The sequence below is a fragment of the Bradyrhizobium sp. AUGA SZCCT0182 genome, assembly GCF_018130185.1.
Classification (GTDB): Bacteria; Pseudomonadota; Alphaproteobacteria; order Rhizobiales; family Xanthobacteraceae; genus Bradyrhizobium.
The window spans coordinates 90,211-117,149 of sequence record NZ_JAFCLY010000019.1 but is presented as its reverse complement, the minus strand read 5'-3'; the positions used below and the strand labels follow the sequence as shown (position 1 = coordinate 117,149).

Annotated in this window: 29 protein-coding genes and 2 tRNA genes; 13 read left to right on the top strand and 18 right to left on the bottom strand. The window is 62.7% G+C overall.

Going from position 1 to position 26,939, the window contains the following annotated elements:
* Positions 1–36 precede the first annotated feature (36 nt).
* A complete protein-coding gene (locus tag JQ611_RS20920; protein WP_212466452.1) occupies positions 37–1,026 on the top strand; it encodes a Gfo/Idh/MocA family protein in 990 nt (329 codons plus the stop codon).
* Between the two features lie 99 nt (positions 1,027–1,125).
* On the opposite strand, the gene infC is transcribed toward JQ611_RS20920, so the two are convergent.
* Entirely contained in the window at positions 1,126–1,665 is a 540-nt protein-coding gene (gene infC / locus JQ611_RS20915) for a translation initiation factor IF-3 (RefSeq protein WP_212264220.1), read from the bottom strand.
* A 249-nt stretch (positions 1,666–1,914) separates the two neighbouring features.
* Here infC and JQ611_RS20910 point away from each other — a divergent pair, with 249 nt between their 5' ends.
* Together JQ611_RS20910 and JQ611_RS20905 are read left to right on the top strand one after the other, a co-directional pair.
* Complete coding sequence (locus JQ611_RS20910) at positions 1,915–2,739, top strand: carboxylesterase (protein ID WP_212466451.1); 825 nt, start codon at positions 1,915–1,917, stop codon at positions 2,737–2,739.
* Positions 2,740–2,964: 225 nt separating this feature from the next.
* Positions 2,965–3,435, top strand: a complete 471-nt coding sequence (locus JQ611_RS20905; RefSeq protein ID WP_212386277.1) for a nuclear transport factor 2 family protein — start codon at positions 2,965–2,967, stop codon at positions 3,433–3,435.
* Between the two features lie 106 nt (positions 3,436–3,541).
* Here the strand turns inward: JQ611_RS20905 and JQ611_RS20900 are convergent, their stop codons facing one another.
* Genes JQ611_RS20900 through JQ611_RS20890 form a run of 3 tightly spaced genes read right to left on the bottom strand, consistent with a single transcriptional unit; the run spans position 3,542 to position 6,208 of the window.
* A complete protein-coding gene (locus JQ611_RS20900) occupies positions 3,542–4,339 on the bottom strand; it encodes an acyl-CoA thioesterase domain-containing protein (protein WP_212466450.1) in 798 nt (265 codons plus the stop codon).
* 34 nt (positions 4,340–4,373) lie between these two features.
* Positions 4,374–5,567, bottom strand: coding sequence for a tRNA epoxyqueuosine(34) reductase QueG (queG, locus tag JQ611_RS20895; RefSeq protein ID WP_212466449.1), 1,194 nt, complete (start codon positions 5,565–5,567; stop codon positions 4,374–4,376).
* Positions 5,516–6,208 (bottom strand): glutathione S-transferase family protein, encoded by a 693-nt coding sequence (locus tag JQ611_RS20890; protein ID WP_212466448.1) that lies wholly within the window; start codon positions 6,206–6,208, stop codon positions 5,516–5,518. Before JQ611_RS20890 ends, queG begins: the two co-directional genes overlap by 52 nt.
* Before the next feature lie 358 nt (positions 6,209–6,566).
* Between JQ611_RS20890 and JQ611_RS20885 the strand changes: the two genes are divergently transcribed.
* Entirely contained in the window at positions 6,567–7,373 is an 807-nt protein-coding gene (locus JQ611_RS20885; protein WP_212466447.1) for an undecaprenyl-diphosphate phosphatase, read from the top strand.
* Positions 7,374–7,432: 59 nt separating this feature from the next.
* On the opposite strand, the gene JQ611_RS20880 is transcribed toward JQ611_RS20885, so the two are convergent.
* A complete protein-coding gene (locus tag JQ611_RS20880) occupies positions 7,433–8,410 on the bottom strand; it encodes a complex I NDUFA9 subunit family protein (protein ID WP_212466446.1) in 978 nt (325 codons plus the stop codon).
* A 215-nt stretch (positions 8,411–8,625) separates the two neighbouring features.
* On the opposite strand from JQ611_RS20880, the gene JQ611_RS20875 reads away from it, so the two are divergent.
* Positions 8,626–8,712 (top strand) — tRNA-Leu (locus tag JQ611_RS20875).
* 91 nt (positions 8,713–8,803) lie between these two features.
* On the opposite strand, the gene JQ611_RS20870 is transcribed toward JQ611_RS20875, so the two are convergent.
* Both JQ611_RS20870 and JQ611_RS20865 read right to left on the bottom strand, forming a co-directional pair.
* Positions 8,804–10,075 carry an MFS transporter gene (locus tag JQ611_RS20870; protein ID WP_212466445.1) on the bottom strand — a complete coding sequence of 424 codons (1,272 nt, stop codon included), beginning with the start codon at positions 10,073–10,075 and terminating at the stop codon, positions 8,804–8,806.
* A 310-nt stretch (positions 10,076–10,385) separates the two neighbouring features.
* A complete protein-coding gene (locus JQ611_RS20865) occupies positions 10,386–11,141 on the bottom strand; it encodes an NYN domain-containing protein (protein WP_212264092.1) in 756 nt (251 codons plus the stop codon).
* Positions 11,142–11,305: 164 nt separating this feature from the next.
* Here JQ611_RS20865 and JQ611_RS20860 point away from each other — a divergent pair, with 164 nt between their 5' ends.
* The 7 genes from JQ611_RS20860 to ptsN all read left to right on the top strand — a co-directional run bounded on the left by JQ611_RS20860 (position 11,306) and on the right by ptsN (position 17,853).
* Complete coding sequence (locus tag JQ611_RS20860) at positions 11,306–11,920, top strand: ribonuclease D (protein ID WP_212264091.1); 615 nt, start codon at positions 11,306–11,308, stop codon at positions 11,918–11,920.
* A gap of 141 nt (positions 11,921–12,061) precedes the next feature.
* On the top strand, positions 12,062–12,805 hold the full coding sequence (gene lptC, locus JQ611_RS20855; RefSeq protein WP_212264090.1) for an LPS export ABC transporter periplasmic protein LptC: 744 nt from the start codon (positions 12,062–12,064) through the stop codon (positions 12,803–12,805).
* Positions 12,806–12,810: 5 nt separating this feature from the next.
* Positions 12,811–13,488 (top strand): LptA/OstA family protein, encoded by a 678-nt coding sequence (locus JQ611_RS20850; protein ID WP_212264089.1) that lies wholly within the window; start codon positions 12,811–12,813, stop codon positions 13,486–13,488.
* A gap of 189 nt (positions 13,489–13,677) precedes the next feature.
* The gene (gene lptB, locus JQ611_RS20845) at positions 13,678–14,709 is read left to right on the top strand and encodes an LPS export ABC transporter ATP-binding protein (protein ID WP_212466444.1); all 1,032 of its coding nucleotides are present in this window, start codon (positions 13,678–13,680) and stop codon (positions 14,707–14,709) included.
* Between the two features lie 93 nt (positions 14,710–14,802).
* Positions 14,803–16,476 carry an RNA polymerase factor sigma-54 gene (gene rpoN / locus JQ611_RS20840; RefSeq protein WP_212466443.1) on the top strand — a complete coding sequence of 558 codons (1,674 nt, stop codon included), beginning with the start codon at positions 14,803–14,805 and terminating at the stop codon, positions 16,474–16,476.
* A 71-nt stretch (positions 16,477–16,547) separates the two neighbouring features.
* Positions 16,548–17,147 carry a ribosome hibernation-promoting factor, HPF/YfiA family gene (gene hpf / locus JQ611_RS20835; RefSeq protein WP_212386284.1) on the top strand — a complete coding sequence of 200 codons (600 nt, stop codon included), beginning with the start codon at positions 16,548–16,550 and terminating at the stop codon, positions 17,145–17,147.
* A 244-nt stretch (positions 17,148–17,391) separates the two neighbouring features.
* Positions 17,392–17,853, top strand: coding sequence for a PTS IIA-like nitrogen regulatory protein PtsN (gene ptsN / locus JQ611_RS20830; protein WP_192736214.1), 462 nt, complete (start codon positions 17,392–17,394; stop codon positions 17,851–17,853).
* Between the two features lie 203 nt (positions 17,854–18,056).
* Here ptsN and JQ611_RS20825 read toward each other — a convergent pair whose 3' ends face one another.
* The 8 genes from JQ611_RS20825 to JQ611_RS20790 all read right to left on the bottom strand — a co-directional run bounded on the left by JQ611_RS20825 (position 18,057) and on the right by JQ611_RS20790 (position 25,255).
* A complete protein-coding gene (locus JQ611_RS20825; protein WP_211995367.1) occupies positions 18,057–18,323 on the bottom strand; it encodes a DUF1150 domain-containing protein in 267 nt (88 codons plus the stop codon).
* Positions 18,324–18,373: 50 nt separating this feature from the next.
* A complete protein-coding gene (locus JQ611_RS20820; RefSeq protein ID WP_106321711.1) occupies positions 18,374–18,799 on the bottom strand; it encodes an Hsp20 family protein in 426 nt (141 codons plus the stop codon).
* Between the two features lie 204 nt (positions 18,800–19,003).
* Positions 19,004–20,095 (bottom strand): sn-glycerol-3-phosphate import ATP-binding protein UgpC, encoded by a 1,092-nt coding sequence (locus tag JQ611_RS20815; protein WP_212466442.1) that lies wholly within the window; start codon positions 20,093–20,095, stop codon positions 19,004–19,006.
* A 36-nt stretch (positions 20,096–20,131) separates the two neighbouring features.
* Positions 20,132–20,980, bottom strand: a complete 849-nt coding sequence (gene ugpE, locus JQ611_RS20810) for a sn-glycerol-3-phosphate ABC transporter permease UgpE (protein WP_212264084.1) — start codon at positions 20,978–20,980, stop codon at positions 20,132–20,134.
* Complete coding sequence (gene ugpA, locus JQ611_RS20805; RefSeq protein WP_212264083.1) at positions 20,980–21,861, bottom strand: sn-glycerol-3-phosphate ABC transporter permease UgpA; 882 nt, start codon at positions 21,859–21,861, stop codon at positions 20,980–20,982. Before ugpA ends, ugpE begins: the two co-directional genes overlap by 1 nt.
* Before the next feature lie 64 nt (positions 21,862–21,925).
* A complete protein-coding gene (gene ugpB / locus JQ611_RS20800; RefSeq protein ID WP_212264082.1) occupies positions 21,926–23,239 on the bottom strand; it encodes a sn-glycerol-3-phosphate ABC transporter substrate-binding protein UgpB in 1,314 nt (437 codons plus the stop codon).
* Positions 23,240–23,468: 229 nt separating this feature from the next.
* Positions 23,469–24,671 (bottom strand): CaiB/BaiF CoA-transferase family protein, encoded by a 1,203-nt coding sequence (locus tag JQ611_RS20795; RefSeq protein ID WP_212466441.1) that lies wholly within the window; start codon positions 24,669–24,671, stop codon positions 23,469–23,471.
* A gap of 155 nt (positions 24,672–24,826) precedes the next feature.
* A complete protein-coding gene (locus JQ611_RS20790) occupies positions 24,827–25,255 on the bottom strand; it encodes an organic hydroperoxide resistance protein (protein WP_212466440.1) in 429 nt (142 codons plus the stop codon).
* A gap of 162 nt (positions 25,256–25,417) precedes the next feature.
* On the opposite strand from JQ611_RS20790, the gene JQ611_RS20785 reads away from it, so the two are divergent.
* On the top strand, positions 25,418–25,873 hold the full coding sequence (locus JQ611_RS20785) for a MarR family winged helix-turn-helix transcriptional regulator (protein WP_212466439.1): 456 nt from the start codon (positions 25,418–25,420) through the stop codon (positions 25,871–25,873).
* Positions 25,874–25,889: 16 nt separating this feature from the next.
* Here JQ611_RS20785 and JQ611_RS20780 read toward each other — a convergent pair whose 3' ends face one another.
* The 3 genes from JQ611_RS20780 to JQ611_RS20770 form a co-directional block, all read right to left on the bottom strand.
* Complete coding sequence (locus JQ611_RS20780) at positions 25,890–26,126, bottom strand: GIY-YIG nuclease family protein (RefSeq protein ID WP_212264079.1); 237 nt, start codon at positions 26,124–26,126, stop codon at positions 25,890–25,892.
* A gap of 238 nt (positions 26,127–26,364) precedes the next feature.
* Positions 26,365–26,440, bottom strand: a tRNA-Ala gene (locus JQ611_RS20775).
* A 62-nt stretch (positions 26,441–26,502) separates the two neighbouring features.
* Positions 26,503–26,922: a TIGR02300 family protein gene (locus JQ611_RS20770; RefSeq protein WP_192736224.1), complete on the bottom strand. Its 420-nt coding sequence runs from the start codon at positions 26,920–26,922 to the stop codon at positions 26,503–26,505.
* Positions 26,923–26,939: the final 17 nt, after the last annotated feature.

The following is a 26,939-nucleotide window of genomic DNA, read 5'->3' as shown; positions in this document are numbered from 1 at the left end:
ACGCGCGAAAGACGCGCTTCGATCAAGGGGCACCTGATGCTGGGAGTAGGTATTCTGGGCGCCGGATTTTTCGGCGCCTTTCATGCGCGCGCGATTGCGGCCGTTCCGGATATCAGCGTCGTCGCGGTGTGCGCGGAGGAACTGGCGCTCGCCGAAGCTTTCGCCGCCGAACATGGCGGCAAGCCATATGGCGATTGGCGCGCGATGCTGGGTGACAAGTCGGTCGACGCCGTCGCGATCACGGCCCCGCATCACCTGCATTGCGAATTGGCGGTGGCCGCGCTGCAAGCCGGCAAGCATGTGTTGCTGGAAAAGCCGATGGCGCTGTCGGTCGCCGAATGCAGCCGCATCATTGCGGCCGCCGAAACCGGCCGTCGCAAATTGATGGTCGGGCAGATCATGCATTTCGTGTGGCCCTGCCTCGTCGCGCGCCAGATCCTGGATCGCGGTGAACTCGGCAAGCCCGTGACGGGGTCGAGTTCGCTGCAGAAAATCTGGATGGAGCAGAACCGCCGTGGCTGGCACCTTGATCCCGCCACCGGCGGCGGCATGCTGATGACCGCCGGGATCCATGCGCTGGACCAGCTGGTCTGGCTGATGAACGGCCGGGTCGGGTCGGTTTCGGCCGCGGTCAGCGCGTCGTTTCACGATCAAAAAGCCGATGACAGCGCCATGATGCTACTGCGCTTTACCGACAGCCGGTTCGCCCAGGTGGCCAGCATCGGCTTCCGGGACGGCGGCGGAACCTTCGATCTCGACCTCGTCTGCGAGCGCGGCACGCTGCGGATCGATTTAGATCGCGGGGTCGCCATCGGGCAGAATGGAAAGTGGACCGACGTTCCGAACTCCCATGATCCCGCGTGGATGCAGAACGCCGTCGTCAGGGAATGGCAGGCGATGGCGACGGCGATCGTTCATGACGTGGATGTGCCGGTTACCGGCGACTACGGGCGGCACATCATTGCGTGCATCGATGCCGCCATGATTTCGGCCCGCCAACGCCGGGACGTCGAGGTTTCGGCGTGACGCCAAGGGCCTCGGCCATGCAAATGAAAACGCCCCCGGAGCAACTCCAAGGGCGTGTCACACTATTGATCTGCAAATACGAACGACGCGTTTCGCTGGTTAGCGCGGCGCCAGTACCATCACGACCTGGCGGCCTTCGAATCGCGCGTCCTGCTCGACCTTGGCGAATTCGGCGACGTCGGCCTTGACCTTGTCCAAGAGCTTGGTGCCGATCTCCTGGTGGGCCATTTCGCGGCCGCGGTAGCGCAGGGTGATTTTGACCTTGTCGCCTTCCTCGAAGAACCGCTGCATCGCGCGCATCTTCACGTCGTAATCGTGATCGTCGATCATCGGCCGCAGCTTGATCTCCTTGATCTCGACGACCTTCTGCTTCTTGCGGGCTTCAGCGGCTTTTTTCTGCGCGGAATATTTGAACTTCCCGTAGTCCATGATTTTGCAAACGGGAGGATTATTGTTCGGCGAAATCTCGACAAGATCCATGCCCGCTTCAAGGGCCATCTTGACGGCCAGCACGGTTTCGACGGTGCCGTGGTTGAGGCCGTTCTGATCGATCAGCTGGATCTGCGCGTTGCGGATTTCATCATTGGTGCGCGGCCCGTCTTTGGCTGCAGCGGGCGGGGCTCTGTTGGGACGGCGAATGGGTAATTCTCCAATGCTGTGAAGGAAGGCTATATTTTGAAGCAATACGCGGCGCTGAGCAAGCGAACTCGCTGTCTGCGCTCGAAAACCGTCAAATGCGAGGCATTTTGGTCACGCCCGGCAAATATAGCGCAACGGCACGTTCCGCAAGGACAGCCCCGATATTGCCTGTGCGCTTGCCGGCGTTGACCGGTGGTTGACCCAAGAGGTGGGCTCGCCGACAAAGCAGCGGGCAAGAGTAGTGAATCCATGACCAATTCAGTGGTAAACGATCAGGAACCGGCCTTCATCGAGGTGGGTAGCGGCGAGGACAAGCGCAAAATCGCGGTGAGGGCCCGGGCCGGAGGTACTCCCGGCCTGATCTGGCTGGGTGGGTTCAACTCCGACATGAAGGGCACCAAGGCGCTGGCGCTGGATGCCTGGGCCGCCGAACAGGGCCGCGCCTGCGTCCGGTTCGACTATTCCGGCCATGGCGAATCCGGCGGCGCCTTCATCGACGGCACCATCGGGCGCTGGCTGGAGGAGAGCGTTGCCGTGTTCGCGCGGTTTTGTCGCGGCCCCCAGGTCGTGATCGGCTCGTCCATGGGCGGCTGGATGGCGCTGCTGTTGGCGCGCGAGATCGCAAAGCGGGAAGCGAGCCAGGCGGCATCGCAGGCGAGCCAGGCATCGCAGGCAAGCCTGGCGGGACTGGTGCTGATCGCACCGGCGCCTGATTTCACCGAGCAGTTGATGTGGAATCACTTTACGCCCGAAATTCAGCGGGAGATCCAGACCAAGGGTGTCTGGATGCGGCCGTCGCCCTATGGCGATGGCGCGCCCTACCCGATCACGCGCGCGCTGATCGAGGACGGCCGCAACCACCTTCTGCTCGGCAGCGCCATCGAGGTCGGTTGCCCCGTCCGCATCCTGCAGGGCGCGCAGGACCCTGACGTGCCATGGCAGCACGCGTTCGCATTGGCGCACCGGCTGCCGAGCGAGGACGTGGTGTTGACCATGATCCAGGACGGCGATCACCGCCTGTCGCGGCCGCAGGACATCGCGCGGATCATCGCCGCGGTGGCGGAGATCGGGTAAGACTCTTCTTCCCTTCTCCCCTTGTGGGAGAAGGTGGCGTAGGCGGCCTACGGCCGCCGTTTTGGAACGCCGATGCTTCGCATCGGCTATGGCGCCGGATGAGGGGTTCTCTCCGCGGGCAATGAATTTGTGGAGACAGACCCCTCACCCGTCGTCTCACTTCGTGAGCCGCCACCCTCTCCCACAAGGGGAGAGGGGAAGAAAAACGTAAGGGAGAGAAACGCCATGAACACATCGGAGCTGCTGCGCGCGTTCTGCGACGGCGTCGAACAGCACAACGGCAAGGCGTTCGCCGAATTGTTCACCGAAGACGGCGTCTATCACGACGTGTTCTACGGCGCCTTCGCCGGCCGCGCCAAAATCGCCGAGTTGATCGACGACTGGTTCTATCGCACGGCCACCGACTTTCGCTGGGACATGCACAGCCCGGTCAGCGACGGCCAGACGCTCTATGCGCGCTATACGTTCAGCTACCGCTCGACGCTGCCGGAGGCCAAGGGAGCGCGGGCGATGTTCGAGGGCGTTTCGATCATGCGGCTGCGCGACGGCAAGATTCTCGAATACCACGAGGTCGCCAACACCGCGCCGGCTTTCGTCCAGCTGAATTTCGCGCCCGAGCGAATCGCCAAGATTGTTGCTAAGCAGGGTGCGGCGCTGAAGGCGCGGCCCGAGATGGCGCGGCATTTGGTGGAATAGCCCGTCATTCCGGGGCGCTCGAAGCGCGAACCCGGAATTTAGAAGTTGTGGCGCGAGATTCCGGGTTCATCGCTGCGCGATGCCCCGGAATGACGGAAAAAGAATCCTACGGCGGCGGTACGTTCGTCATCGGCTTCTTCTGCGCCAGTGCGGCCACCGTCGACGTGCCGATCGGGCCCTTCTCGTCATAGAGCCAGCACTCGCCGATCGCGACGCCGTCGCTGGCGTGATGGTTGACGACGTCGAAGCCGATCCATCGCGTCACCGGCAGGCGGTGCAGATACAATGTGACGTCGCTGTTGATGTAGCCGAGGCCCTTATCGCCCGCATTGGCAAACGGGCTCGCAAAGTCCGCGCCGGTGGCGACGTGGACGAAGGGTGACATCGGCACGCCCTCGACCAGCTCACGGACCTCGCTCATCCACAAACGCCGGGGGCCGAGCGAGCCCATGCGGCCCGTGATCGGCCTGGTCGTCCATTTGCCGTTCATGCCGAGCTTGGGGTCGGTCGGCGTCGGGATCGTTTCGGGCAGCGGCGCGTCCCAGTTTGACGGCGACCAGACATTGCCGGGCGCATTTTCCGTCCGGCGCAACAACTGGCAGGAAGCGCGCGCCATGCGGGTGGTGCCGGAGAAAAACTCGGCTTCCACCACCTTGATCCGCAGGCCCTCGCGGATCAGCCGCGTGGTGACTTCCACCGGTGTGTGGATGTCCGGCAGCCGGAACATGTCGACCGTCAGCCGTGCCGGCACGAAGTCGTCGGAGCCGTGACGCTCCTCGATCACGTGGGCCAACAGACCGACCACGACGCGACCGTGCATCGAGCTCGGGTCCCACGGACCGTTCGAGACCGGATTGGGGATGAAGGCGTCGCCGTTTTTGGCGAAGAATGGCTGATTTGTCATGGCCGGCGAACATGACGGAACCCACGCGATAAAATCAAGCGGGCAGGGCGCAATCCATCCATTCCGCGCGAACAGTCGCGTCGGTCTCGCCGGCTGCTGCGCGGTTCGCCAGTTCGGCAAAGGCTTCCGGTGCCATCAGCTGCGACAGCGCCCAGGCCGCTGCGCCCCGCACCAGCGCGCTTTCGTCGTCAAGCAGTCGTTCGGCCTCATGCGCCAGTGATGCATCGCCGGAGTTGCCGACCGCAATCAGCACATTGCGAATGAAGCGGTCGCGGCCGATACGCTTGACCGGCGATTTCGCAAACAGCGCGCGAAACGCGCCATCGTCGAGCCGGGCTAATTCCGAAAGTGCTGGCGCACGCAACTCCGCGCGGGCGGCGAGTCTTGTTTCGCGCCCTTGTTGGGCGAACTTGTTCCACGGGCATATGGCGAGGCAATCGTCGCAGCCATAGATGCGGTTGCCGATGGCTTTACGGAATTCGCGCGGGATCGGGCCCTTGTTTTCGATCGTGAGATAGGAAATGCAGCGGCGCGCATCGAGCTTGTAGGGGGCCGGGAATGCCGCGGTCGGGCAGATGTCCTGGCACGCGCGGCAGGAGCCGCAATGGTCGGCGTCCGCCGTATCGCGCGGCAGGTCGGAGGCGGTGTAGATCGCGCCGAGAAACAGCCATGATCCAAACTCGCGCGACACCAGATTGGTGTGCTTGCCCTGCCAGCCCAATCCAGCCGCCTGCGCCAGCGGCTTTTCCATCACGGCCGCGGTATCGACGAACACTTTGACTTCGTCGCCCGACATCGCGACCAGCCATCGCGCGAGTGCCTTGAGGCGCTTCTTGATCAAATCGTGATAGTCGTCACCTTGCGCATAGACCGAGATCGCACCGCGCGTGCGCTTTTCGAGAATGTGCAGCGGATTTTCATCCGGCCCGTAATTGACGCCGAGCATGATCACCGAGCGCACGCCGGGCCACAACACGCGCGGATCGGTGCGGCGCTCGGGGCTGGCGGCAAGCCAGTCCATGTCGCCATGGGCGCCGGTCTGAAGGAACTCACGAAAATGCATGCCGGCCTGCGCGATCGCTTCGGGACCGGTGACGCCGATGCCATCGAAGCCGAGCGCGCGCGCTTCATGCGCCAGCGCGGCCTTGAGGTCTTCGCCGGAGAGTTTGGCCTTGTTCAGAAGTCGAGGTCCACGTAGCTCTGCGACGCCGGCACGCCGGCCAGCCATTCGCTCAGCAGCGGGCGGAACGACGGGCGGGATTTCACCCGCGCGTACCACGCCTTTGCCGCGTCGTCCTCGCTCCATGGCACGTCGCCCAGATAATCGATCGCCGAAAGATGCGCCGCGGCGGCGAGGTCCGCGTAGGTCAGCCGGTCGCCGGCAAGGAAGTTCCGCGTCTGCGCCAGCCAGCCGATATAGGCCAGATGATAGCGCACATTGACCTTGGCCGCGCGGATCACGTCGGCCGCCGGGGCGCCGCCGCCATTCTCCTCAGCCATGAAGCGCTTGTAGATGCGCTCGGTCACCAGCGGATTGGAGGCCTCCTCGAAAAATTTCTCGTTGAACCATGCCATCAGGCGGCGCACCTCGATGCGCTCGCCCATCGAGACCGGCAGCATCCGCCGCTCGTCGGCACTGGGGCCATGCACCTCATCGAGATATTCGGCGATGATGCCGACGCCGGGTATCGCGGGATAGCCTTCGGCGATCAGGACCGGCGTGGTGCCCGCGGGGTTGAGCGCGAGAAACGCCTCGCGACGTTCCCAGACCCGTTCTTCCACCAGGCGCAAATCGAGGCCGTGTTCGCCGAGGATCAGGCGAATGAAACGCGAATGCGGGCAGAACGGATGATGGTGCAGCGTGTACATGAAGTCCTTGAATCGGAAGCCCTTGGAACTGGAAGCCCTTGGATCAGGAATCCTCGGGGTTAGTTCGCGGCGCTTAAAAAACCCTCAATCTCTCCAAGGCCGCGTCAGTCGAACGGAGCCACTAGACCCTATTCGGGTCCCGATTGAAATCAGAAGGGAGGCCGCAATCACTTGTTTCGGCGCGTTTTCCTCACGCACATTGCCACGCGATCCGGGTTCGGTTCGCTCGAAACGCTATAGCCGAGCCTGCATACGAGGCAACCGGTGTTTGCTGTTTTTTTGCGATTGCGAGATGGGTTCGAATAGGCGAGAAGGGCGCGGCTTTTTCGGCTGGTTTTCGATCTGAACGGACCCAATCATGATGTCAGATGCAGTGCGGGCGGTGATTCTCGGCATCATCGAGGGTGTCACGGAATTCGTGCCGGTTTCCTCGACCGGGCATTTGCTGCTGGCGCAACGCTTCTTCGGCCTCGGCGAGGGCAATTTCTGGCAGAGTTTTGCCGTGCTGATTCAGCTCGGCGCGATTCTCGCGATCGTGGTGCTCTATTTCAGCAAATTGTGGCGGGTGGCTCTCGGGATGTTCTCCAATCCCGACGACCGGCGCTTCGTCATCGGCGTGCTGGTGGCGTTCCTGCCGGCGGTGATCGTCGGCCTGGTTGCCGGCAAATACATCAAGGAACTGCTGTTCAATCCGTGGGTGGTGTGTTTCTCGCTGATCGTCGGTGGCGCAATCCTGATCTGGGTCGATCAGCTCGAACTCAAACCGCGCGAGGACGATGCCACGCGGTATCCGCTGATGATGTATCTGTGGATCGGCATCGCGCAGTGCGTGGCGATGATTCCCGGCGTGTCGCGCTCCGGCGCCAGCATCGTGGCAGCGATGTTGCTCGGCGGTGACAAGCGGTCGGCCGCTGAATTCTCGTTCTTCCTGGCGATCCCGACCATGATCGGTGCCTTCGCCTATGATTTCTATAAGAACCGCGGCGAGATGACGACCGATCACATCGGCGTCGTCGCGATCGGCTTCGTGGTCTCCTTCATTACAGCGATGATCGTGGTGAAGACCTTCCTGACCTACGTCACGCGCCACGGCTTCACGTTTTTCGCGTGGTGGCGCATCATCGCCGGCACGCTCGGCCTGATCGCGTTGGCGCTGGGAAGATAATTTATCCGCGGGTCGTCCCGGCCCCCGTGCGCAATTGCGCACTAGGCCGGGACGACTAGTTACACGGCCTTCCTTTGGAACTGGCCCGCGGCGCGGAAGCGCCAGAGGTATTGCGGGGCGATCGCTTCCATCGAATCGGGAGCGATGCCGAGCCCTTCCAGCGTCAGCCCTGCGGCCTTCGCCGCATCCGACACCACATTGTCCGAGCGCAGCATCGCGACCTGATCCGGCGTCAGTTTCAGCGCGCCCGGTGCGAATTGCAGGAACAGTGCGTTCAGCTTCGCCAGGCCGAACGGCAGCGAAACCAGCGCACGCTTACGTTCGGTGATGCTAAGAATGATTTCCATGATCTCGCGCATGGTCAGCACTTCCGGCCCGCCGAGCTCATAGGTCGCGCCTGGCTTTGCCTTGCCATCGACGGCCTCGGCGACCGCGGTCGCGACGTCGCCGACATAGACCGGCTGCATCCGGGTCTCGCCACCGCCGATCAGCGGCAGCGCCGGCGACACCCGCGCGAGCGCGGCAAAACGGTTGGTGAATTGATCCTCCGGCCCGAACATCAGCGACGGCCGCAGGATGGTGGCGGAAGGCACGGCAGCCAGCACGGCCTGTTCGCCGGCGGCCTTGGAGCGGCCATAGCCCGACGGCGAGTTCTCGTCGGCGCCGATCGCGGAGACATGCACCATCCGCCCGCCGACGGCCGCGGCCGCCTTGGCGATCGTCTCGGGGCCCTTGGTCTGCACGGCATCAAAGGACTGCGCGCCGCCCTCGGTCAGGATGCCGACCAGATTGATCGCGATCTGAGAATCCCGCATGGCGGCCTCGACCGAGGCCGGATAGCGCAAATTGGCCTGTACGGCGTGGATCTGGCCGACCCTGCCAAGCGGCTGCAGATGCCCGGCCAGCTCCGGCCGCCGCACCGCCACCCGGATGCGATAATCGCGCTTGGCCAGCGCCCGGACCACGTTTCGCCCCAGAAAGCCCGATCCGCCGAAGATCGTGACGAGCGTTTCCTGGTTCGATGCCATCGGGTCCATTGCCGGGTCCATTCCTGCGGTCAAATTCGAGAGATCGTGGGCGAATTTAGCGGATTCGCGATACGCCAACCCGCTGTCGCTGTACAGCATATTTGCACATCGCCCCGGAAAAGTGGGCTCCGGTTTCCGCAAGGGCGATGGGCAAGAAATTAATAGCGCAGCTCGCAATTCATCAATTTGACAAGCGCGCGACCGGTCCTTACTAACCCGCCCGGGCCCAGGTGGCGGAATTGGTAGACGCGCTGGCTTCAGGTGCCAGTGGCTTAACGGCCGTGAAGGTTCGAGTCCTTTCCTGGGCACCATTGCCCATGCCCATGAGATCGCGGAAAAGCGGGCAGACCGGTCCCAAAACCGGACGCTCGCTGCCGGGGCGCCGTGGCTGGCGCTCAAGCCTCAAACCACGCGCCTGGCGGCCTGATTCGCGACCGACTTCTGCACGAAGTACATCATGATCAGCGAGAGGATCGAGGTCGCGACCACGACGTATCCCAGCCAGTCGAAATGCCGGAGCGTACCGTCCGGATTTTGCGCGATGATCGCTGCGGCGAACACCGACCCGAGCCCGCCGGAGAGTTGCTGCAGGGAAGCGCTGACCGCGCTGAACGAGCCGCGCTGGCTGGCGTCGGGTATCGCTGAAATCAGCGCCTGCGACGGGATCATGCGTGAGAAGATGCCGACAAACATCAAGACGTTGACGATGATCGCGGTCGTCAAACTGACGTGGCCGAGATGCGTGTAGATCAGCACCATGATCACCGAAACCGCGCTGCCAAACGCAAAGGTAGGGAATTTTCCGAAAGCGTCGCTCGCCCGTCCGACCAGCGGCCCGATGAAAATGCTGAAAACGCCGGAAACCAGATAGATGGTAGGAAGATGCAGGATATCGATGCCGAGATTATGCACGGTGAAGGCGCTGCCGAACGGCATCAGCATGAAGCCGCCGGTCGACAGCAGCGTCGTCACCGCGAAAGCCAGCGTATAGCGCGGCTGTCCGATGGTCGCGATCAGGTGCCCGAACGCGTTGCGTTCCTGCTTCAGTCGCAGATGCGCGTTCACCGGCTGCATCACGAGCAGGATCGCGGCCATCGCGACGAGTGACAAGCCGACGATCGCGCCGAAAGAGACGTGCCAGCTCCAGTGGTTGGCGAGAAAAAGTCCGGCCGGAATGCCGAGCACCTGGCTGGCGGCGAAGGCGGTTTGCACGAAACCCATCACGCGGCCGCGCAGGTGCAGCGGAAACAGATCGGTGACGATGGCGAGCACCACGGCGCCAATCACGCCGCCGAACAGTCCGGTCACGATCCGGCCGAGCAGAAGCACGTGATAGTTTGGCGCCACCGCGCAAAGCAGCGTGCCCAACGTGAAGCCGGCATAGAAAAACAGCAGCAGGCGCTTGCGATCGAATCGATCGGCAAAGCCGGCCGCAAGGATGCCCGAAATGCCGGCGCTGAACGCGTAGGCCGAAACCGCGACGCCGAATTGCCCGGCGGTAATATCCAGCGCGGGCATCAGGATGGCGCCGAGCGGCGACATGATGATGAAGTCGAGAATGATCGTGAACTGCGCGAATGCCAGCAGCGCGATGAGGAATGACTGGTAGCGCGAAAAGCCGCGCTCCTGTTCCGGTTGTTCCTCGATTGGCGCCGCCACGATTTGTTCGGTCATGACGTTCTTTCGTCGGGAGCGATGCCGTGCGATGCGCCGGACGGACGCCGCATTGCCGGGAACATATGAGCTGGACGGATGCGATTCACGCGGACGGCGCACGCCGAGGCCGCCGGCGATTGAGCGTTAGAATCGGGCGAGAGGTTGTCGAAACGACAAGCTACACATCGAAAGCTTGCTCCGAAAGTGTGTGTGTCGTTTATCGCGACGATATGAAGAGAAGTTTCAACGCCTTGCCCGGCACCTTGTATCGCTAGCAAGGGCTGCGATAGGTTCGCGCAAGTGCTTTTGTATCCTGGCCGGGAAAAACCTACCTCGCCTTACTTTTGGGACGGTCAGCTTCGGCCTTGGCCCTGATACGCATATTCGCGTCATCAATCTTCTCAACGTCAAAAGCACCCGTTTTCCGCACGAGGTCGCTGAGTTTGCGATGGCCGTAGGAGCGAACGTCGAAATCCGAGAACAGGTTCGAGAGCTGCGTGCCGACCTGCCCCAGCATGACCCAGCCGTCCTCGTCCTCGATCTGCGAGATCGCTTTGTTCAGCATTGGAATTGCAGCGCTCCGCGGCTGCAAGGAGGTCGCCCTGGAGGGTGTCTCCGCGTTGGAGGTCGGCGGCGCCGGCAAAAGATTCTCGGTGTAAATAAACCTGCGGCACGCCTGCCGGAAACTCTCCGGCGTCTTCTGGGCGCCGAAGCCGTAAACGTCGGCACCTTGCTCGCGCATGCGGGAGGCAAGGCGCGTAAAGTCGCTGTCTGACGACACCAGGCAAAAGCCGTCGAACCGTCCGCTGTGCAAGAGGTCCATGGCGTCGATCACGAGCGCGATGTCAGACGCGTTCTTGCCCTTGGTGTAGGCAAACTGCTGGTACGGATCGATGGCGTGCTTTTGCAGGATTTCGGACCATGATTTGAGGTGCGGCCCGGAAAAATCGCCGTAGATGCGGCGGACACTGGCCTCGCCGAATTTCGCCACTTCCTCGAACAAGCCGCCGGCAATCAGCGGCGAGGTATTGTCGGCATCGATCAGCACGGCAAAACGAGGCAATCGCTGCTGTTCGGCTTTCATCGGTGCACCCCCTTTGTGGTCGCGGCCATATTGACGCAACTCCGCCGATTCTGGAAAAGGCCCCATAAAGTACGCGATTTGGCGAGCCGGACCCTCGTTTGGCGGCGATTTCGACGTTATCTTAGGACTTTAGGCTCTGCCGATTCGAAGAGGTTCCCAACGCCATGACCATCCGCCTGCATCGCGGCGATCTGCCGGATCTTTCCCGCTACACGGATTCGGTTGCGATCGACACTGAGACCATGGGGCTCAATCCGCATCGCGACCGGCTCTGCGTGGTGCAGATGTCGAATGGCGACGGCACCGCCGACGTGATCCAGATTCCGAAAGACCACAGCGATGCGCCGAACCTGAAGGCGCTGCTCGCCAATCCCAAGATCACCAAGATCTTCCACTTTGCCCGCTTCGATCTCGCTGCCCTCTACAACGCCTTCGGCGTGATGCCGCAGCCGGTCTACTGCACCAAGATCGCCTCGCGACTGAGCCGCACCTACACCGACCGGCATGGCCTGAAGGATCTGGTGCGCGAGGTGCTCAATATCGACCTGTCGAAGCAGCAGCAGTCGAGCGACTGGGGCTCGGCCAGCCTCAGCGAGGCGCAGCTCGCCTATGCGGCCTCCGACGTGCTGCATCTGCATGGCTTGCGTGAACGGCTCAACGCCATGCTGGCGCGCGAGGGGCGCACCGAACTGGCGCAGGCCTGTTTCGATTTCCTGCCGACACGGGCCAGGCTCGACCTCGGCGGCTGGGAGCTCGAGGATATTTTCGCGCATTCCTGAACCGGGGCGATTTGAAGCAGTCTCCGGGGTGCTTGGGGGGTGTTTACGCCCCGTTTCGGTCACACTGGTAAAGCGAGGTCCGGGCTGCATCGTGAGGCAATCCCGGCTACAATGGCTGGCTAACCTCGCTCTGGAGCAGCGGTGAACTCGTCACAGAACCCAGCCTACGTCGCCGGAATGGAGGCGCGCTTTGCCAGCGCGGCGCGCCACAGCCGGATGGTACGGATGCTGCGGATCGCGGTGCCGTCGGCGGTGGTGCTGGCGATGGCGAGCATCGTCGCCGTGTCGGTTTTCAATCCGTTCCGGATGCTGTTGCCGAAGCTCCCGGTCGACATCGGCAATCTGGTGGTTTCCGGTACCAAGATCACGATGGAATCGCCGCATCTCGCCGGCTTTTCGACCGACCAGCGGCCGTACGAAGTCTGGGCCAAGGCCGCGATCCAGGATCTGACCGATCCCGACCATATGGAACTCAAGGCGCCGCGCGCCAAGGTGATGCTGGAAGACAAGAGCACGGTGACGATGGACGCCCGCACCGGCTATTACGACAGCAAGCAGCAATTGCTCGATCTGCGTAAGGATATCTTCCTGCAATCCTCCACCGGCTATGAAGCCCGCATGTCGCAGGCCTATATCGACATCAACAAGGGCACGGTAACCTCGGATGAACATGTCGATGTCAAACTGCTGAACGGAACGCTGGTCGCGGACAGGCTCAGAATCCTCAACAGCGGCGAGGTGGTGCGGTTCGAAGGCAATGTCGTGATGAATTTGGACAAACTGGGTGATGACGTTGCGCCCGCTCAGCCTGTGCCGGCGCCCGAACCCGTTGCTCCAGCGCCGAAGACGCGATCCGTCTCCGGCAAATCTTCCAGCACGAAGTGATTTTCATGAAGCTGTTTTTCCCGCGCAGTCTGGCCACGGCGGCGTTCGCGCTCGCGCTGATCGGCCCCGGTGCGGCTTTGGCGCAAGGAGCGGTGTCGGGTGTGCCCAATGCGATGCAGGGCTTCTCGCAGAATCGCGATCAGCCGATTCAAATCGAGGCGGCGTCGCTGGAGATGCGCGACAAGCAAAAGGAAGCGACCTTCTCCGGCAACGTGAAGGTCGTGCAGGGCGACACCACCATGACCTCGAAGACTCTGGTGGTGTTTTACGATTCGGGTCCGGCCGCGCCGGCGCCTGCTGCCGCCAAGGGATCGAAATCCGCCCCGATGCAGGCGGCAGCCCCGGGGCCCGGCGGCAGCTCCTCGATCCGCCGGCTGGAAGCCAAGGGCAAAGTCGTCGTCACGCAGAAAGATCAGGTGGTGACCGGCGAGACCGCTATCTTCGACACCAGGGCCAACCTCATCACCATGACGGGCGGCGTGGTGCTCACCCAATGCAAAAACGTGCTCCAGGGCGACCGCCTGAAGGTGGACATGACCACCGGCGTGTCGCGGGTCGAATCCGACAGCGGCCAGGTGCGGGGCCTGTTCGACCAGGGGTCCCAAGGCTGCGGATCGGCGCCGGCGCCGGCACCGGGCGGCGCGAAGCCGGGCCTGCCTATGCTGCTTCCTGGGAAAAAATAAGACAAATCAAAGTCTTAGTTATTATGTTGGGCTCGCACGGTTGAAGCCGGGGTTCCGAGGCTGTATCTACTGGGCGGGCGCGGCAAGGTGTTCCACTGGGCACGGAACATCCATTCATTCATGCTTTGCAGGCGGATCGATTCGCCGGCGGGTGGCGCGGGATCACCGTGAAAGGCTAAGCGAAGCGGGATGGTGGATTTACTCGGCATGTTCCGTCGACGCTCCGCAAAACGCGGGCCGGCAGGATTTGCGCGTTCGCGCGAGGACATCACCGCGCTCGGCGATTCCTTTGGCGACATGCTGACGAACCCGGTGCGCGATGCGCCGCCGATGGCGCGTGCCGTCCCGCTGACCGGGTTGGAATTGCCCCAGCCGCCGGAGCATGCGGTGGAGCCGCCGTACGAGGAACCGCGCCCGCGCGCGCAGGCCCCCAGGACCCAAGCGCCCAAGCACCAGTCCAGGACCAATGGCGCAGCTGCGCCCCGCCTGATCCAGCGGCCGGGCTACCTGGCCGTGCATAGCGTGGAAAAAAGCTTTGGCACCCGCAAGGTCGTGCGCGGCGTCAGCATCTATGTTCGCCGCGGTGAGGCGGTGGGTTTGCTGGGGCCGAACGGCGCCGGCAAGACCACGGTGTTCTACATGATCACCGGGCTGATCAAGGCCGACCGCGGCGCCATCGAACTCGACGGCCATGACGTCACGAAGCTGCCGATGTATCAGCGCGCGCGGCTCGGCATCGGATATCTGCCGCAGGAAGCGTCGATCTTCCGCGGCCTCACGGTGGAACAGAATATTCGCGCGGTGCTCGAGGTGGTCGAACCCTCGCGGAAGAAGCGCGAGGCCGAACTCGATGCGCTGCTCGATGAATTCAACATCGCGCGCTTGCGTAAATCGCCGTCGATCGCGCTGTCCGGCGGCGAGCGTCGCCGCGTCGAGATCGCGCGCGCGCTGGCGACGCGTCCGAACTACATGCTGCTCGACGAGCCGTTCGCCGGCATCGATCCGATCGCGGTCGGCGACATTCAGGATCTGGTGCGCCACCTCACCAATCGCGGCATCGGCGTCTTGATCACCGACCACAATGTGCGTGAAACGCTCGGCCTGACCGACCGCGCCTACATCGTCTATGCCGGGGAAATCTTGACTGAAGGCAGTCCGGACGACATCGTCAACGATCCGGATGTACGCCGTCTTTACCTTGGCGAGGAATTCCGCCTCTAGCCCATTTTTAGCGTACGTCAAGCCGTGTACATCGGCTTTGGACTAGGATAAGCAAGAATCGGACCAACTTTCAGTGGATCGGTTCTCGCCTCCATGGCTTTGACGCAGAGACTAGAGTTCCGCCAGTCGCAGTCGCTGGTCATGACGCCGCAGCTGATGCAGGCGATCAAGCTGCTGCAACTGTCGAACCTCGACCTCTCGGCCTTCGTCGAGGAGGAGCTGGAACGTAATCCGCTGCTCGAACGGGCCAGCGACGGTCCCGAAGCACCGGTCAGGGGCGAGCCGGTCCCGGAACAGGCTGAATTCTCCAATTCCGGTGATTCCCAGAGCTATGGCGACGAGGGCGGCGCCGAGCCGGGCGAGATGGCTGGCGGGACCAATGGCGACAGTTTTGAGCCCGGCCAGTTCGAGGCAGGCCAGGAAGACTGGCTGAACCGCGATCTCGGCAGCCGCACAGAAATTGAGCAGACTCTGGATACCCCGCTCGACAACGTCTTCTCCGAGGAGCCCGCAGAAGCGGCCGCCCGGGCGGCGCAGGATGCCGCGCCCACCGCCTATACCGAATGGGGCGGCGGCGCGTCGAACGACGACGATTACAATCTGGAAGCCTTTGTCGCCGCCGAAATCACCCTCGGCAGCCATCTCGCCGAACAACTGGCGGTGGCCTTCCCCGGGCCGGTGCAGCGCATGATCGGACAATATCTGATCGATCTGGTCGACGATGCCGGTTATCTGCCGCAGGACCTCGGGCAGGCCGCAGAGCGGCTCGGCGCCGCGCAAGCCGATGTCGATGCGGTTCTTGCAGTCCTGCAGAAATTCGACCCGCCCGGCGTTTGCGCGCGCAATTTGAGCGAATGCCTCGCGATCCAGCTGCGTGAACTCAATCGCTACGACCCCGCGATGCAGGCGCTGGTCGAACACCTGGATTTGCTGGCCAAGCGCGACATCGCGTCTTTGCGCAAATTGTGCGGTGTCGACGACGAGGACATCACCGACATGATCGGCGAGATCCGCCGGCTCGATCCCAAGCCCGGCCTGAAGTTCGGCTCGGCGCGCACCCAGACCATGGTGCCGGACGTCTATGTGCGGCCGGGTCCGGACGGCGGCTGGCATGTCGAACTCAACAGCGACACGTTGCCGCGCGTGCTGGTCAATCAGGTCTATTACACCGAGCTGTCGAAGACGATCCGCAAGGACGGCGACAAATCCTACTTCACCGACTGCCTGCAGAACGCGACGTGGCTGGTCCGTGCGCTCGATCAGCGCGCCCGCACCATTCTGAAGGTCGCGACCGAAATCGTGCGCCAGCAGGACGGCTTCTTCACCCATGGCGTGGCGCATCTTCGGCCGCTGAACCTCAAGGCGGTGGCGGACGCGATCCAGATGCATGAATCGACGGTGTCACGGGTTACCGCCAACAAATACATGGCGACCAATCGCGGCAGCTTTGAACTAAAGTATTTCTTCACCGCCTCGATCGCCTCGGCCGACGGCGGCGAGGCCCATTCGGCCGAAGCGGTCCGCCATCACATCAAGCAATTGATCGACGCGGAAGCCCCGGCCGCGATCCTCTCCGACGATACGATCGTGGAACGATTGCGCGAGTCGGGCATTGATATTGCCCGCCGCACCGTCGCGAAGTACCGCGAAGCGATGCGAATTCCTTCCTCGGTGCAGCGCCGCCGTGACAAACAGAGCATGCTCGGTAACGCACTTTCAGCCCCGGCCACTTCCTCCGACCGGTCCCGTGATACGGCGCCGGCCTGATTGCGTTCGCGTCAAATCGCGATAGTGTCGGTTTCCCGACAGAGTGAACGAGGCATCAAGCGAGGCATCAAATGACCCTTCGAATCTCCGGGAAAAGCATCAGCGTCGGCGAAGCGCTTCGTTCGCGCGTCAGCGAGCGCACCGATGAGGTTCTGCGAAAATACTTCGACGGCAATTATTCCGGCCACATCACGCTGAGCAAGGATGGCTTCGGCTTCCGTACCGATTGTTCGCTGCACCTCGATTCCGGCATTACGCTGGAAGCCGATTCGAACGCCACCGACGCCTATGCCAGCGCCGACCAGGCGCTGGTGATGATCGAGAAGCGCCTGCGCCGCTACAAGAGCCGGCTGAAGGACCGCTCGGCACGCAAGACCTACGCGGCATCCATGGCGATCGCGGAGTTGAACGGTGGGGGTCTCGACGCGCCGAGCTATGTCATCGAGGCCCCGGAGGGCGACGACGAGGTCTCTGAATACAGCCCCGTGATCATTGCGGAGGCGACCAAGTCGCTGAAGCGGCTGTCGGTCAGCGAAGCTGTCATGGAGCTCGACCTGACCGGGGCCGCCTGCATCGTGTTTCAGCACGGCTCGAGCGGCCGGCTGAACATCATCTACCGGCGCACGGACGGCAATGTCGGGTGGGTCGATCCCCCGGCGGTTACCCCCTGACAAGCATGGCTGACAGCATTGACGCCCAAAGCGCCCCTCCCTATGGTCCGCCGCCCTTTAAGGATAGCGTGCGGGAACTCGCCCGTGGGAGTTGGCACCGGTCATGCGTTGGAGTAGAAGCCGACCAATCGGGACCCGGGCCTAAGCCCGCCTCCCACCTCAGCTTCTTGACGCCCAATTCTTGAAGCTGAAGTTCTCGAACCCATTTCGCACCCTGACGGCTTAATTCACCTCGGAACGCCCCATGACGATTACCGATCTGGTCGCACCCGAGGCGATACTCCCCGCGTTGAAAGTCATCAGCAAGAAGCAGGCGTTGCAGGAACTTGCGGCGCGGGCGGCGACCCTGACCGGGCAGAACGAGCGCGCGGTCTTCGAAGTGCTGCTGCAGCGCGAAAAACTGGGGACCACCGCCGTCGGCTACGGCGTAGCTATACCGCACGGCAAGCTGCCTAAGCTTGAAAAGCTGTTCGGGTTTTTCGCCCGGCTTGAACGCCCGATCGATTTCGAAGCGATGGATGGCCAGCCGGTCGACCTGGTATTCCTGCTGCTGGCACCGGAAGGCGCCGGCGCCGATCATTTGAAGGCGCTGGCGCGGATTGCCCGCCTGCTGCGCGATCAGGACGTCGCCAAGAAACTGCGCGCCTCGCGCGACGCCCAGGCGATCTATTCGGTATTGGCGCTGCCGCCGGCTAGCGCGGCGTAACATCCTCATTCTCGAACTGACGCTGGCGAATTGCGCCGGCCAAAAAAATACGCGGGCCGTCCCGATCCGAGGACATGCCCGCGTATTGCGAACTCTCATCGCGGCCTACGCGACCGCTACCAAGCCTGCGCCAGCGACAGCAGCAAACGCTGCGTCAGTGATACCGACAAGCGTCGGATCGGTTGACACCAGCAAGTGCTGGGTCAGTGCACGCTGACGGCCTGCAATTCGTTGCTCCATGCATTGGCGACCGCCGCCTCGCGGCTGTCGGTCAGCATGATCGGGGTGCCGTCGGCGGCATGCAGCGCGAACAGTTTCAGTCCTGGCGCGATCTTTGGCGCCTGCGGAAACAGTCCGGGCACGTCCTCGGAACGGACTTGCTTTACGTAGGCGATATGGCCCTCGCCAAGATGGGCCAGCGCCTCAACAGAAACCTTTTCAGCTTCGAACGTCACACTCACATCACTCATGGTCTCGACTCCTCTATGAGACTAAGCGGTCGAGTCCGCTCCTCGTTCCATTATTCGTGTTCATTGATAGCAATTGTCTTAACGACCCTTTCAGGTTCCGGCCTGGCAAGGTCGATCGACAACAGCCCGTTCTTCAAATCCGCGCCCAGCACCTGCATCCCCTCCGCCAGCACGAAGGTGCGCTGGAAGTGGCGCGCGGCGATGCCGCGATGGATGTATTGCCGGGCCTTGTCGTCCTGCTGACGGCCCCGGATCACCAGCTGGTTTTCCTCAATGGTCACATCGAGTTGGTCACGGGTAAACCCGGCGACCGCCAGCGTGATGCGCAAGCGTTCGGGTTGCCCATTGCTGCGGTCGCAGCGCTCGATGTTGTAGGGAGGATAGCCGTCGGCGCCTTTGACGACGCGATCGAGCGCACGCTCAATTTCGTCGAACCCAAGCAGGAACGGACTGGATAACGATGGAACACGAGACATTACAAAGTCCTCTCGAAGCGACTTTGAGGGGCCCTTGCGGCGCCCCATGTGACTGGCCGGCGGATTTGCTGCCCGGTCAAACAGCAATATGGGGGTGATTTGGGGAGGGTTCAAGCCGCTCCAGGCGCTGCGTAAATCGGCCGCGGCGGCCTGTTTTCGCGTCTTTCCGGGTCGGCGCGAAGCGTCGAACCCGGAATCTCGAGATCAATCGCCAACCCGCTTGCGGCCATCGGCGGTAAATAGATGCAGTTTGTCTGATGGCGCCACCGCCCTGATTCGCTCGCCGATGGCGGGGCCGATGGCGCCGGGAATCCGCACGATCACCTCGCCGGGCGGCAGCTCGCCGGGGTTGGCAGCCACGGCCTGCGTCTCGTTCTGCCTTGTGCCGTAGATAAAGGTTTCGGCCCCGACGCGCTCGATCGCCTCGACGGTGAGGCCAAGTGCCACACCGCCGCCGATGGCCTCATTTGAAATGACGAAGTCCTCGGGACGGATTCCGAGGATGCCGGCCTCGTTGAGGCGGCTGTGGCCGGCCAGTTGCGATTTCAGTTCATCGGACCGCAACGGCATCAGGTTCATCGGCGGCGCGCCGATGAACGAGGCGACGAAGGTGGTCGCGGGCTTCTGGTAGATGTCGAGCGGATTGCCGATCTGCTCGACCTGGCCGGCATTCATTACGACAAGGATGTCGGCCAGCGTCATCGCCTCGAGCTGATCGTGGGTGACGTAAATCGCCGTCGTGGAGAGGCGGCGCTGCAGTTTGCGGATCTCGACCCGCATCGCGATGCGCAGCTTGGCGTCGAGGTTCGACAGCGGCTCGTCGAACAGAAATACTTTCGGCTGGCGCACGATCGCGCGCCCCATCGCCACGCGCTGGCGCTGGCCGCCGGACAATTGCCGCGGCTTGCGGTCGAGCATGGCGCCGAGCTCGAGGATGCGCGCGGCTTCCTCGACGCGAGTCTTGATCTCGGGCTCGGGCATGCCGCGGTTGCGCAGGCCGTAGGCCATGTTGTTGAAGACGCTCATATGCGGGTAGAGCGCGTAGTTCTGGAACACCATCGCGATGTCGCGGTCGGCCGGCTCGATCTGGTTGACGATTCGGCCGCCGATCTCGATCTCGCCGCCGGTTATCGTCTCGAGCCCCGCGACCATCCGCAGCAGCGTGGACTTGCCGCAGCCGGAAGGGCCGACCAGCACGCAGAACTGGCCGTCGCCGACGTCAAATTCGATGCCCTTGATGGCTTCGAAGCCACCGGCATAGGTCTTGCGGACGTTACGCAGCGTTACGTTAGCCATTTAGTTTGCCTTGGGTCACCAGCGCCACTCGCTTCCTCACTTTTCCGTCTCGACCAGTCCGCGCACGAACAGGCGCTGCATGAACACGACAACTGCGACCGGCGGCAGCATCGCCAGGATGGCGGTCGCCATCGCAAGCTGCCATTCAGCCAGCTCGTCGGTCGTGTACAGCATCTTCTTGATGCCGGTGACGATGGTCTGCATCGAATCCTGCGTGGTGATCAGCAGCGGCCACAGATACTGATTCCAGCCGTAGATGAACTGGATCACGAACAGCGCCGCGATCGTCGTTACCGACAGCGGCAGCAGCGTATCCCAGAAGAAGCGGAACGGACCCGCGCCGTCGATCCGCGATGCTTCCAGCAACTCCTCAGGAACCGTCATGAAGAACTGCCGGAACAGCAGCGTTCCCGTGGCGGAAGCGATCAGCGGCATGATCAGCCCTGCGTAGGTGTCGAGCATCTTGAGGTCGGCGACCACCTTGTAGGTCGGATAGATACGCACCTCGACCGGCAGCATCAGCGTGACGAAGATGATCCAGAACGCGGTCTTGCGGAACGGGAAGCGGAAATACACCACGGCGTAGGCCGACAGGATCGAGATGAAGATCTTCCCGATCGCGATGCCGAGTGCCGAGATGAAGGAGTTCATCAGCATGTGGCCGACCGGCTCGCGGCTGGTCCGCGAACCGCCGACGAATATCGCGCGGTAGTAGTTTTCCAGCGTCTGGCTGCCGGGCGTCAGCGGCATGTTGCCGCCGACGACGGTGGCGGCGTCATGGGTGGATGCGATCAGTGCCAAATAGACCGGAAAGGCGACGATGAAGACGCCGAGCGTCAGGATCGCGTAGGCGATGATGTCGCTGAGCGGGCGGTGCTCGACCATCAGTATTGCACCTTGCGCTCGATATATTTGAACTGGACCGCTGTCAGCGCGATCACGATCACCATCAGCACTACCGACTGCGCGGCCGAGCCGCCGAGATCGCCGCCGAGCCGCCCGTCGGCAAACACCTTGTAGACCATCGTGGTGGTGGCGCCGGCCGGGCCGCCGCCGGTGACCGCATCGATGATGCCGAACGTGTCGAAGAAGACGTAGACGACATTGACGACCAGAAGAAAGAACGTCGTCGGCGACAGCAGCGGAAAGACGATGGTCCAGAACCGCCGCATCGGGCCGGCGCCGTCGATCGCGCCGGCTTCCAGCACGCTTTTCGGGATCGATTGCAGGCCGGCCAGGAAGAACAGGAAATTGTAGGAGATCTGCTTCCACACCGCGGCCATCACCACCAGGGCCATGGCGTGGTTGCCGTTGAGCAGCGGATTCCAGTCGAAATTCATCCAGCGCAGCGGCCGCGCCAGCGTGCCGAGCGAGGGATGGAACATGAAGATCCAGAGCACGCCGGCGACCGCGGGCGCCACCGCATAGGGCCAGATCATCAGCGTCTTGTAGGTGCCGGCGGCCTTGAGGTTCTTGTCGGCCTGGGTTGCGAACAATAGCGCAATGGAAAGCGACAACGCCGCGACCAGCGACGAGAAGATCACCGTCGTCAGCATCGACTTGTAATATTCAGGCTGGGCGAAAAGGGTCTGGTAATTTTCCAGCCCGACGAACTCGGATGTCAGGCCAAACGCGTCCTCGCGCTTGAAGGATTGAAAGACCGCCTGGCTCGCCGGCCAGTAGAAGAATACGAATGTAATGATGAGCTGCGGCACCAGCAGCAGATATGGCAGCAGCTTGTTGTTGAAGACGACCGACTTTTCCATTCAGGACGCTGTGATGCCAGAGGTGCTCCCTCTCCGGAAGGCGGAGAGGGAGTCTTCGCCGATCCTATTTGGCCGTCTTTTCGAATGTCCGCAACATCGCATTGCCGCGCGCGACCGCGGCGTCGAGGGCTTCCTGGGCGGTTTTCTTGCCAGCCAGTGCCGCTTCCAGTTCCTCGGCCCAGAGATCGCGCATCTGCACCATGTTGCCGAAGCGCAGGCCGCGCGAGTTCTCGGTCGGCTCCTTGTTGGTGAGTTCTTTCAGCGGCGTCTGCAGGACGGGGTTTTTCTCGTAGAAGCCGTCCGCCTTGGTTTTTTCATAGGCTGCCTTGGTGATCGGCAGGTAGCCGGATTTCTGGTGCAGGTCGGCCTGACGGTTGGTGTCGGACAGGAACGTGAAGAACTTGGCGACGCCCTTGTACTCCTCAGGCTTCTTGCCGCCCATCACCCACAGCGAAGCGCCGCCGATGATCGAGTTCTGCGGCGCACCCTGAACGTCCGGGTAGTAGGGCATCGGCGCCGAGGTGAAGTCGAACTTGGCGGTGCTCTTGGCAGTGGCGTAATAGCCCGACGAGGTCAGGAAGATCGCGCACTCGCCGGACGCAAAGCGGTTCTCGCTGGCGTTGGCGCGGCCGGCATAGTCGTAGGTCTTGTCCTTTTGCAGGTCCATCAGGTTCTGCAGATGCTTCACATGCAGCGGCGAGTTGAACGTCAGCACGGTATCGAAACCGTCGAGGCCGTTGGCCTTGCTGCCGATCGGGACGTTATGCCAGGCCGAGAACTGTTCGATATGCACCCATGACGCCCACGCGTTGGAGAATCCGCAGGTCGTGTGCCCGGCCGCCTTCAGCTTCTTGGCGGCGTCGAAAACTTCCGGCCAGGTTTTCGGAATCTCGGCGATGCCGGCCTTCTTCAGCTCGTCGTTGTTGATCCACATCACCGTCGACGACGAGTTGAAGGGAAACGACAGCATGTCGCCCTTCGACGTCGAGTAATAACCTGTGATCGCCGGCAGGTAGGCCTTGGGGTCGAACGGCTCGTTGGCATCCTTCATCAGCTGGTAAACCGGCTTGATGGCGCCGGTGGCGCTCATCATGGTCGCAGTGCCGACCTCGAACACCTGAATGATGTGCGGCGCGGTGCCGGCACGGAACGCCGCAATGCCGGCATTCATGGTGTCGGGATAGCTGCCCTTGAAGGTGGGGACGACCTTGTAGTCGGACTGGCTGGCGTTGAAATCCTCGGCAAGCTTGTTGACGATGTCGTTGTTGCCGCCGGTCATGGCGTGCCACCACTGGATCTCAGTCGCAGCGTAGGCAGGCGTGGCGAGCGCAAGCGCGACAGTCACGCTCGCGGCTACGCCGAATTGTCGAAATGCCATGTAATTCCCTCCAGGTTGGGTCGTCATCTTCGTTTCGCGCGATAGCAGCGCCGGATGACGTGCAAATGACCGTATAAGCGAAAGCATGGTATCGGGGAAGCGGGCCCCTCGGGAAGCCGTCAAATAGGCCAAGGGTGACGGATCCGATCTGTCCCGTCGCCCCTGCGAACGTGTTTGGCCCCGGGAGATTGGCGAGGGCTTGGAGCGGCGAATGCAGGGACGACAGCGGCTACCGCTTCCGCTCCGGTCCGCACACCACGCCCTTGGCGACCATCGCCTCGACCTCGCTCTTGGAGTAGCCGAACTCGCCCAGCACCTCGGCGGAGTGCTGGCTGAATTTCGGTGGGGTCAGGCGCAGGCTCGGTTTGGTTCGCTCCAGGCGGATCGGCGAGGCGACGCCCTTGTACCAGTCCTTCTCGATGACATCGCCGCGGTGAAGCGTGTGGGCGGCGGTCAGCGCCTGGTCGATCGACTGGACCGGGCCGGCCGGCAGGCCAGCCGCGAGCAGGCGGTCGCACAGCGGCGCGGCATCGTGCTGGCTGAACACCGCGGCGAGTTCGGCGCGCAGCGCATCGCGGTTGGCGATGCGGTCCTTGTTGCGGGCAAAGCGCGGATCGGTGCCGAGTTCCGGCTTGCCGATTTCCTTGGCGAGCTTGCGGAAGGTGCCGTCATTGCCGACGCCGATGAAGATGTTGTCGGTGCGGGTCGGAAAGATCGCATAGGGCACGAGATTGGGATGCTCGTTGCCGGTTAGATTCGGCGGCTTGCCATGCATGAAATAATTCGCGGTGTGCGGATGCATGATCGCAAGGCCGGTTTCATACAGCGTGGTCTCGAGGAATTGGCCAAGCCCCGAGCGCTGCCGCTCCGACAGCGCCATCAGGATGCCGATCGCGGCATAAAGCCCGGTGGTGATGTCGACGAGCGGGACGCCGATCCGCATCGGGCCGCTTTGCGGCGAACCGGTCGCGGCGATCATGCCGGTCATGGCCTGGATGATCGCGTCATAGCCGGGATTGCCGCCGCGCGGGCCGTCGCCGCCAAAGCCGGAAATCCGGCAATGCACGAGCTTTGGGAATTTCGCGCGCAGCACGTCGTTGCCGATGCCCCATTTGTCGAGCGTGCCCGGCTTGAAATTCTCGATCAGGACGTCGGCGGTCTCCAGCATCTTGAGCAGCACAGTGCGGCCGCCCTCGGAGGCGAGGTCGAGGCCGATCGAACGCTTGTTGCGGTTGATGCCGACGAAATAGGCGGCGTCCTCCTCGTGGAACGGAGGGCCCCAGTCGCGCACCTCGTCACCGGCGGGCGGCTCGACCTTGATCACGTCGGCGCCGTGGTCGGCGAGGATCTGCGTGCAATAGGGGCCGCCGAGCACGCGCGTGAGATCGATCACGCGCAGGCCCGTCATTGCGCCGGGAGCCGGAGAACTCATGGAAAAAACCTTCGCTCAAGTAAGACCAATGGAATTCTTGAGCTAGCGGTCTTCGGGCGCGTCGGCAATGCCCGCGCGCGCGTAGGCGCATGCGGAGACAGAAGGCGCGCGAAAACGGCCCGCGGCTTGTTGCAGCGGGCCGTTCGACGCGGTCGTTACGCCACGGTCAGGCGCACATCCACATTGCCGCGGGTGGCGTTGGAATACGGGCAAACCTGGTGGGCCTTCTGGACCAGCGCTTCGGCGTCGGCGCGGGCAAGGCCGGGCAGGGAAACGGCGAGGTCGATATCAAGGCCAAAGCCGCCTTCCGAGCGCGGGCCGATGCCGACGGTGGAGGTAACGGAGGCGTCCGCAGGCACCCTCACGCCGCCGCCCTGAGCTGCAACCGCCTTCATCGCGCCGATGAAACAGGCGGCATAGCCGGCCGCAAACAGCTGTTCGGGATTGTTGCCGGCGCCACCGCCGCCGCCGAGTTCCTTCGGGGTCGCAAGCTTGACGCTGAAGGCGCCGTCAGCCGTCGAGGCGGTGCCGTCGCGGCCGCCGGTGGCCGTTGCGGTGGTCTTGTAGAGAACTTTCACGGACATGTTGGTCTCCCTTGGGTTTGGTTTCGATGGTTATTATATTGCACACAATTAGATTGCGCACAATAGAAAAAATGAAGGGGTCCGCAATTTAATTGTATGCAATTGATTAGGCTCGTCCGCGGCCCTAAATGATCACGGGCGTCCCCACTTGGCGAGGTGCAAATGGCTAGGAAACCGGCGGTCGATCCGCTGCTGCTCGGCAATCAGATCTGTTTCGCGGTGTATTCCACGGCGCATGCCTTCAACCGCGTCTACAAGCCCTTGCTCGACAAGCTCGGGCTGACCTATCCGCAATATCTCGTGATGATGGTGCTGTGGGAGCGCGACGGCGTGCCCATCAAGGATATCGGCGAGAAGCTGTTCCTCGATTCCGGCACGCTGACCCCGCTGCTGAAGCGGATGGAGGCCGCCGAATTGATCCGGCGCACACGCAGCACCGAGGACGAGCGCCAGGTCCTGATCGCACTGACGCCGAAAGGCCAGGCCCTGCGGGAAAAAGCCCGGGCGGTGCCGCAGGGTATTCTGGCGAGCTCGGCGTGCTCGGTGGGCGAACTGGTGGCGATGAAAAACGAACTGCTCGCGCTGCGCGACAAGTTGAATGCGGCGTTGGGGGAGTAGGGGCGGGCGAACCCCTTCAGAAGTGTTTCTTCGCAAAAGCTCGGCCGGATCCGGACTTCAGGTACCTCTCGAACGCGATGGCGCGCTGTTCGTCATCGAACGCAATATAAGTTCGCAGCCGCCAAGGGCGGTACTTCGAGGTATGCGGCACCTCACCGGCATTATGTTTAGCCAGACGAGCGCGCAGGTCATCTGTCATGCCCACGTAGAAGTGCAGCGAATCCAGACTTTCGAGAATATAGACGTATCGCACGGTATGTCCTCCGCCCTGGAAAGGCAGGATACCGCAGGTGAGTGATCTGTGTAGTCGCAGAGCTAGCCGAGCCTTCGGGCAATGGCGGGGCAGCCTTCGCTACGAGAGGGCTCGCCTAGCCGAAGCAGGCAGAGATTTGTGTTCGTTGAGGGAGCCCGTCTTCGCCCTTCGGGCTACGCCGAGGCAGCCTTCGCGCACGCGGGCCTGCCTAGCCGAAGCAGGCGCAGCCTGCGAAGGCTGGTGGAGCCAGGCGGGATCGAACCGCCGACCTCTTGCATGCCATGCAAGCGCTCTCCCAGCTGAGCTATGGCCCCTTAACCGACCCGCGCGCCTTGGGCGACGCGCAGGCACCCTGAACCACAGTTCAGGGCCGATCTCAAGTCTCTTCGTCGCCGCCGACGTCACCAATGATGTCGGTGACGTCCTCATCGCCTTCTTCCTCGTCGGGAATGAAGGTCGAATCGTCGTCTTCGTCACCCTCGATGGTCTCGTCGATTTCGATGTCGTCTTCCGATTCGGGAACGACGGCCTTGACCTTGCCGGTGTTCTCCTCGGCATCAGCCTCTTCGAGCGAGACCAATTCCTCGGCCTCGGCCGGTTCCGGCGCATCGGCGGCGGCGCTTGCTGCGGCGGCAGCGCGTGCAGCATCACCGCGGGCTGCCCGGGGCGGCGCAATCGGCGCAATCGGCACGACCTCACCGGTATAGGGCGAGATCACCGGACTCTTGTTCAAGTCATAGAACTTCTTACCCGTCGTCGGGCAAATGCGTTTGGTTCCGAGATCGGATTTGGCCACGTGTGGAGTCCTGGGAA

Coding starts and splice junctions, on each gene's coding strand:
- JQ611_RS20920 (WP_212466452.1), top strand. CDS start 37: ATGCTGGGAGTAGGTATTCTGGGCGCCGGATTTTTCGGCGCCTTTCAT.
- JQ611_RS20910 (WP_212466451.1), top strand. CDS start 1,915: ATGACCAATTCAGTGGTAAACGATCAGGAACCGGCCTTCATCGAGGTG.
- JQ611_RS20905 (WP_212386277.1), top strand. CDS start 2,965: ATGAACACATCGGAGCTGCTGCGCGCGTTCTGCGACGGCGTCGAACAG.
- JQ611_RS20900 (WP_212466450.1), bottom strand. CDS start 4,339: ATGACAAATCAGCCATTCTTCGCCAAAAACGGCGACGCCTTCATCCCC.
- queG (WP_212466449.1), bottom strand. CDS start 5,567: ATGGCTGGCCGGCGTGCCGGCGTCGCAGAGCTACGTGGACCTCGACTT.
- JQ611_RS20890 (WP_212466448.1), bottom strand. CDS start 6,208: ATGTACACGCTGCACCATCATCCGTTCTGCCCGCATTCGCGTTTCATT.
- JQ611_RS20885 (WP_212466447.1), top strand. CDS start 6,567: ATGATGTCAGATGCAGTGCGGGCGGTGATTCTCGGCATCATCGAGGGT.
- JQ611_RS20880 (WP_212466446.1), bottom strand. CDS start 8,410: ATGGACCCGATGGCATCGAACCAGGAAACGCTCGTCACGATCTTCGGC.
- JQ611_RS20870 (WP_212466445.1), bottom strand. CDS start 10,075: ATGACCGAACAAATCGTGGCGGCGCCAATCGAGGAACAACCGGAACAG.
- JQ611_RS20865 (WP_212264092.1), bottom strand. CDS start 11,141: ATGAAAGCCGAACAGCAGCGATTGCCTCGTTTTGCCGTGCTGATCGAT.
- JQ611_RS20860 (WP_212264091.1), top strand. CDS start 11,306: ATGACCATCCGCCTGCATCGCGGCGATCTGCCGGATCTTTCCCGCTAC.
- JQ611_RS20850 (WP_212264089.1), top strand. CDS start 12,811: ATGAAGCTGTTTTTCCCGCGCAGTCTGGCCACGGCGGCGTTCGCGCTC.
- lptB (WP_212466444.1), top strand. CDS start 13,678: ATGGTGGATTTACTCGGCATGTTCCGTCGACGCTCCGCAAAACGCGGG.
- rpoN (WP_212466443.1), top strand. CDS start 14,803: ATGGCTTTGACGCAGAGACTAGAGTTCCGCCAGTCGCAGTCGCTGGTC.
- hpf (WP_212386284.1), top strand. CDS start 16,548: ATGACCCTTCGAATCTCCGGGAAAAGCATCAGCGTCGGCGAAGCGCTT.
- ptsN (WP_192736214.1), top strand. CDS start 17,392: ATGACGATTACCGATCTGGTCGCACCCGAGGCGATACTCCCCGCGTTG.
- JQ611_RS20825 (WP_211995367.1), bottom strand. CDS start 18,323: ATGAGTGATGTGAGTGTGACGTTCGAAGCTGAAAAGGTTTCTGTTGAG.
- JQ611_RS20820 (WP_106321711.1), bottom strand. CDS start 18,799: ATGTCTCGTGTTCCATCGTTATCCAGTCCGTTCCTGCTTGGGTTCGAC.
- JQ611_RS20815 (WP_212466442.1), bottom strand. CDS start 20,095: ATGGCTAACGTAACGCTGCGTAACGTCCGCAAGACCTATGCCGGTGGC.
- ugpE (WP_212264084.1), bottom strand. CDS start 20,980: ATGGTCGAGCACCGCCCGCTCAGCGACATCATCGCCTACGCGATCCTG.
- ugpA (WP_212264083.1), bottom strand. CDS start 21,861: ATGGAAAAGTCGGTCGTCTTCAACAACAAGCTGCTGCCATATCTGCTG.
- ugpB (WP_212264082.1), bottom strand. CDS start 23,239: ATGGCATTTCGACAATTCGGCGTAGCCGCGAGCGTGACTGTCGCGCTT.
- JQ611_RS20795 (WP_212466441.1), bottom strand. CDS start 24,671: ATGAGTTCTCCGGCTCCCGGCGCAATGACGGGCCTGCGCGTGATCGAT.
- JQ611_RS20790 (WP_212466440.1), bottom strand. CDS start 25,255: ATGTCCGTGAAAGTTCTCTACAAGACCACCGCAACGGCCACCGGCGGC.
- JQ611_RS20785 (WP_212466439.1), top strand. CDS start 25,418: ATGGCTAGGAAACCGGCGGTCGATCCGCTGCTGCTCGGCAATCAGATC.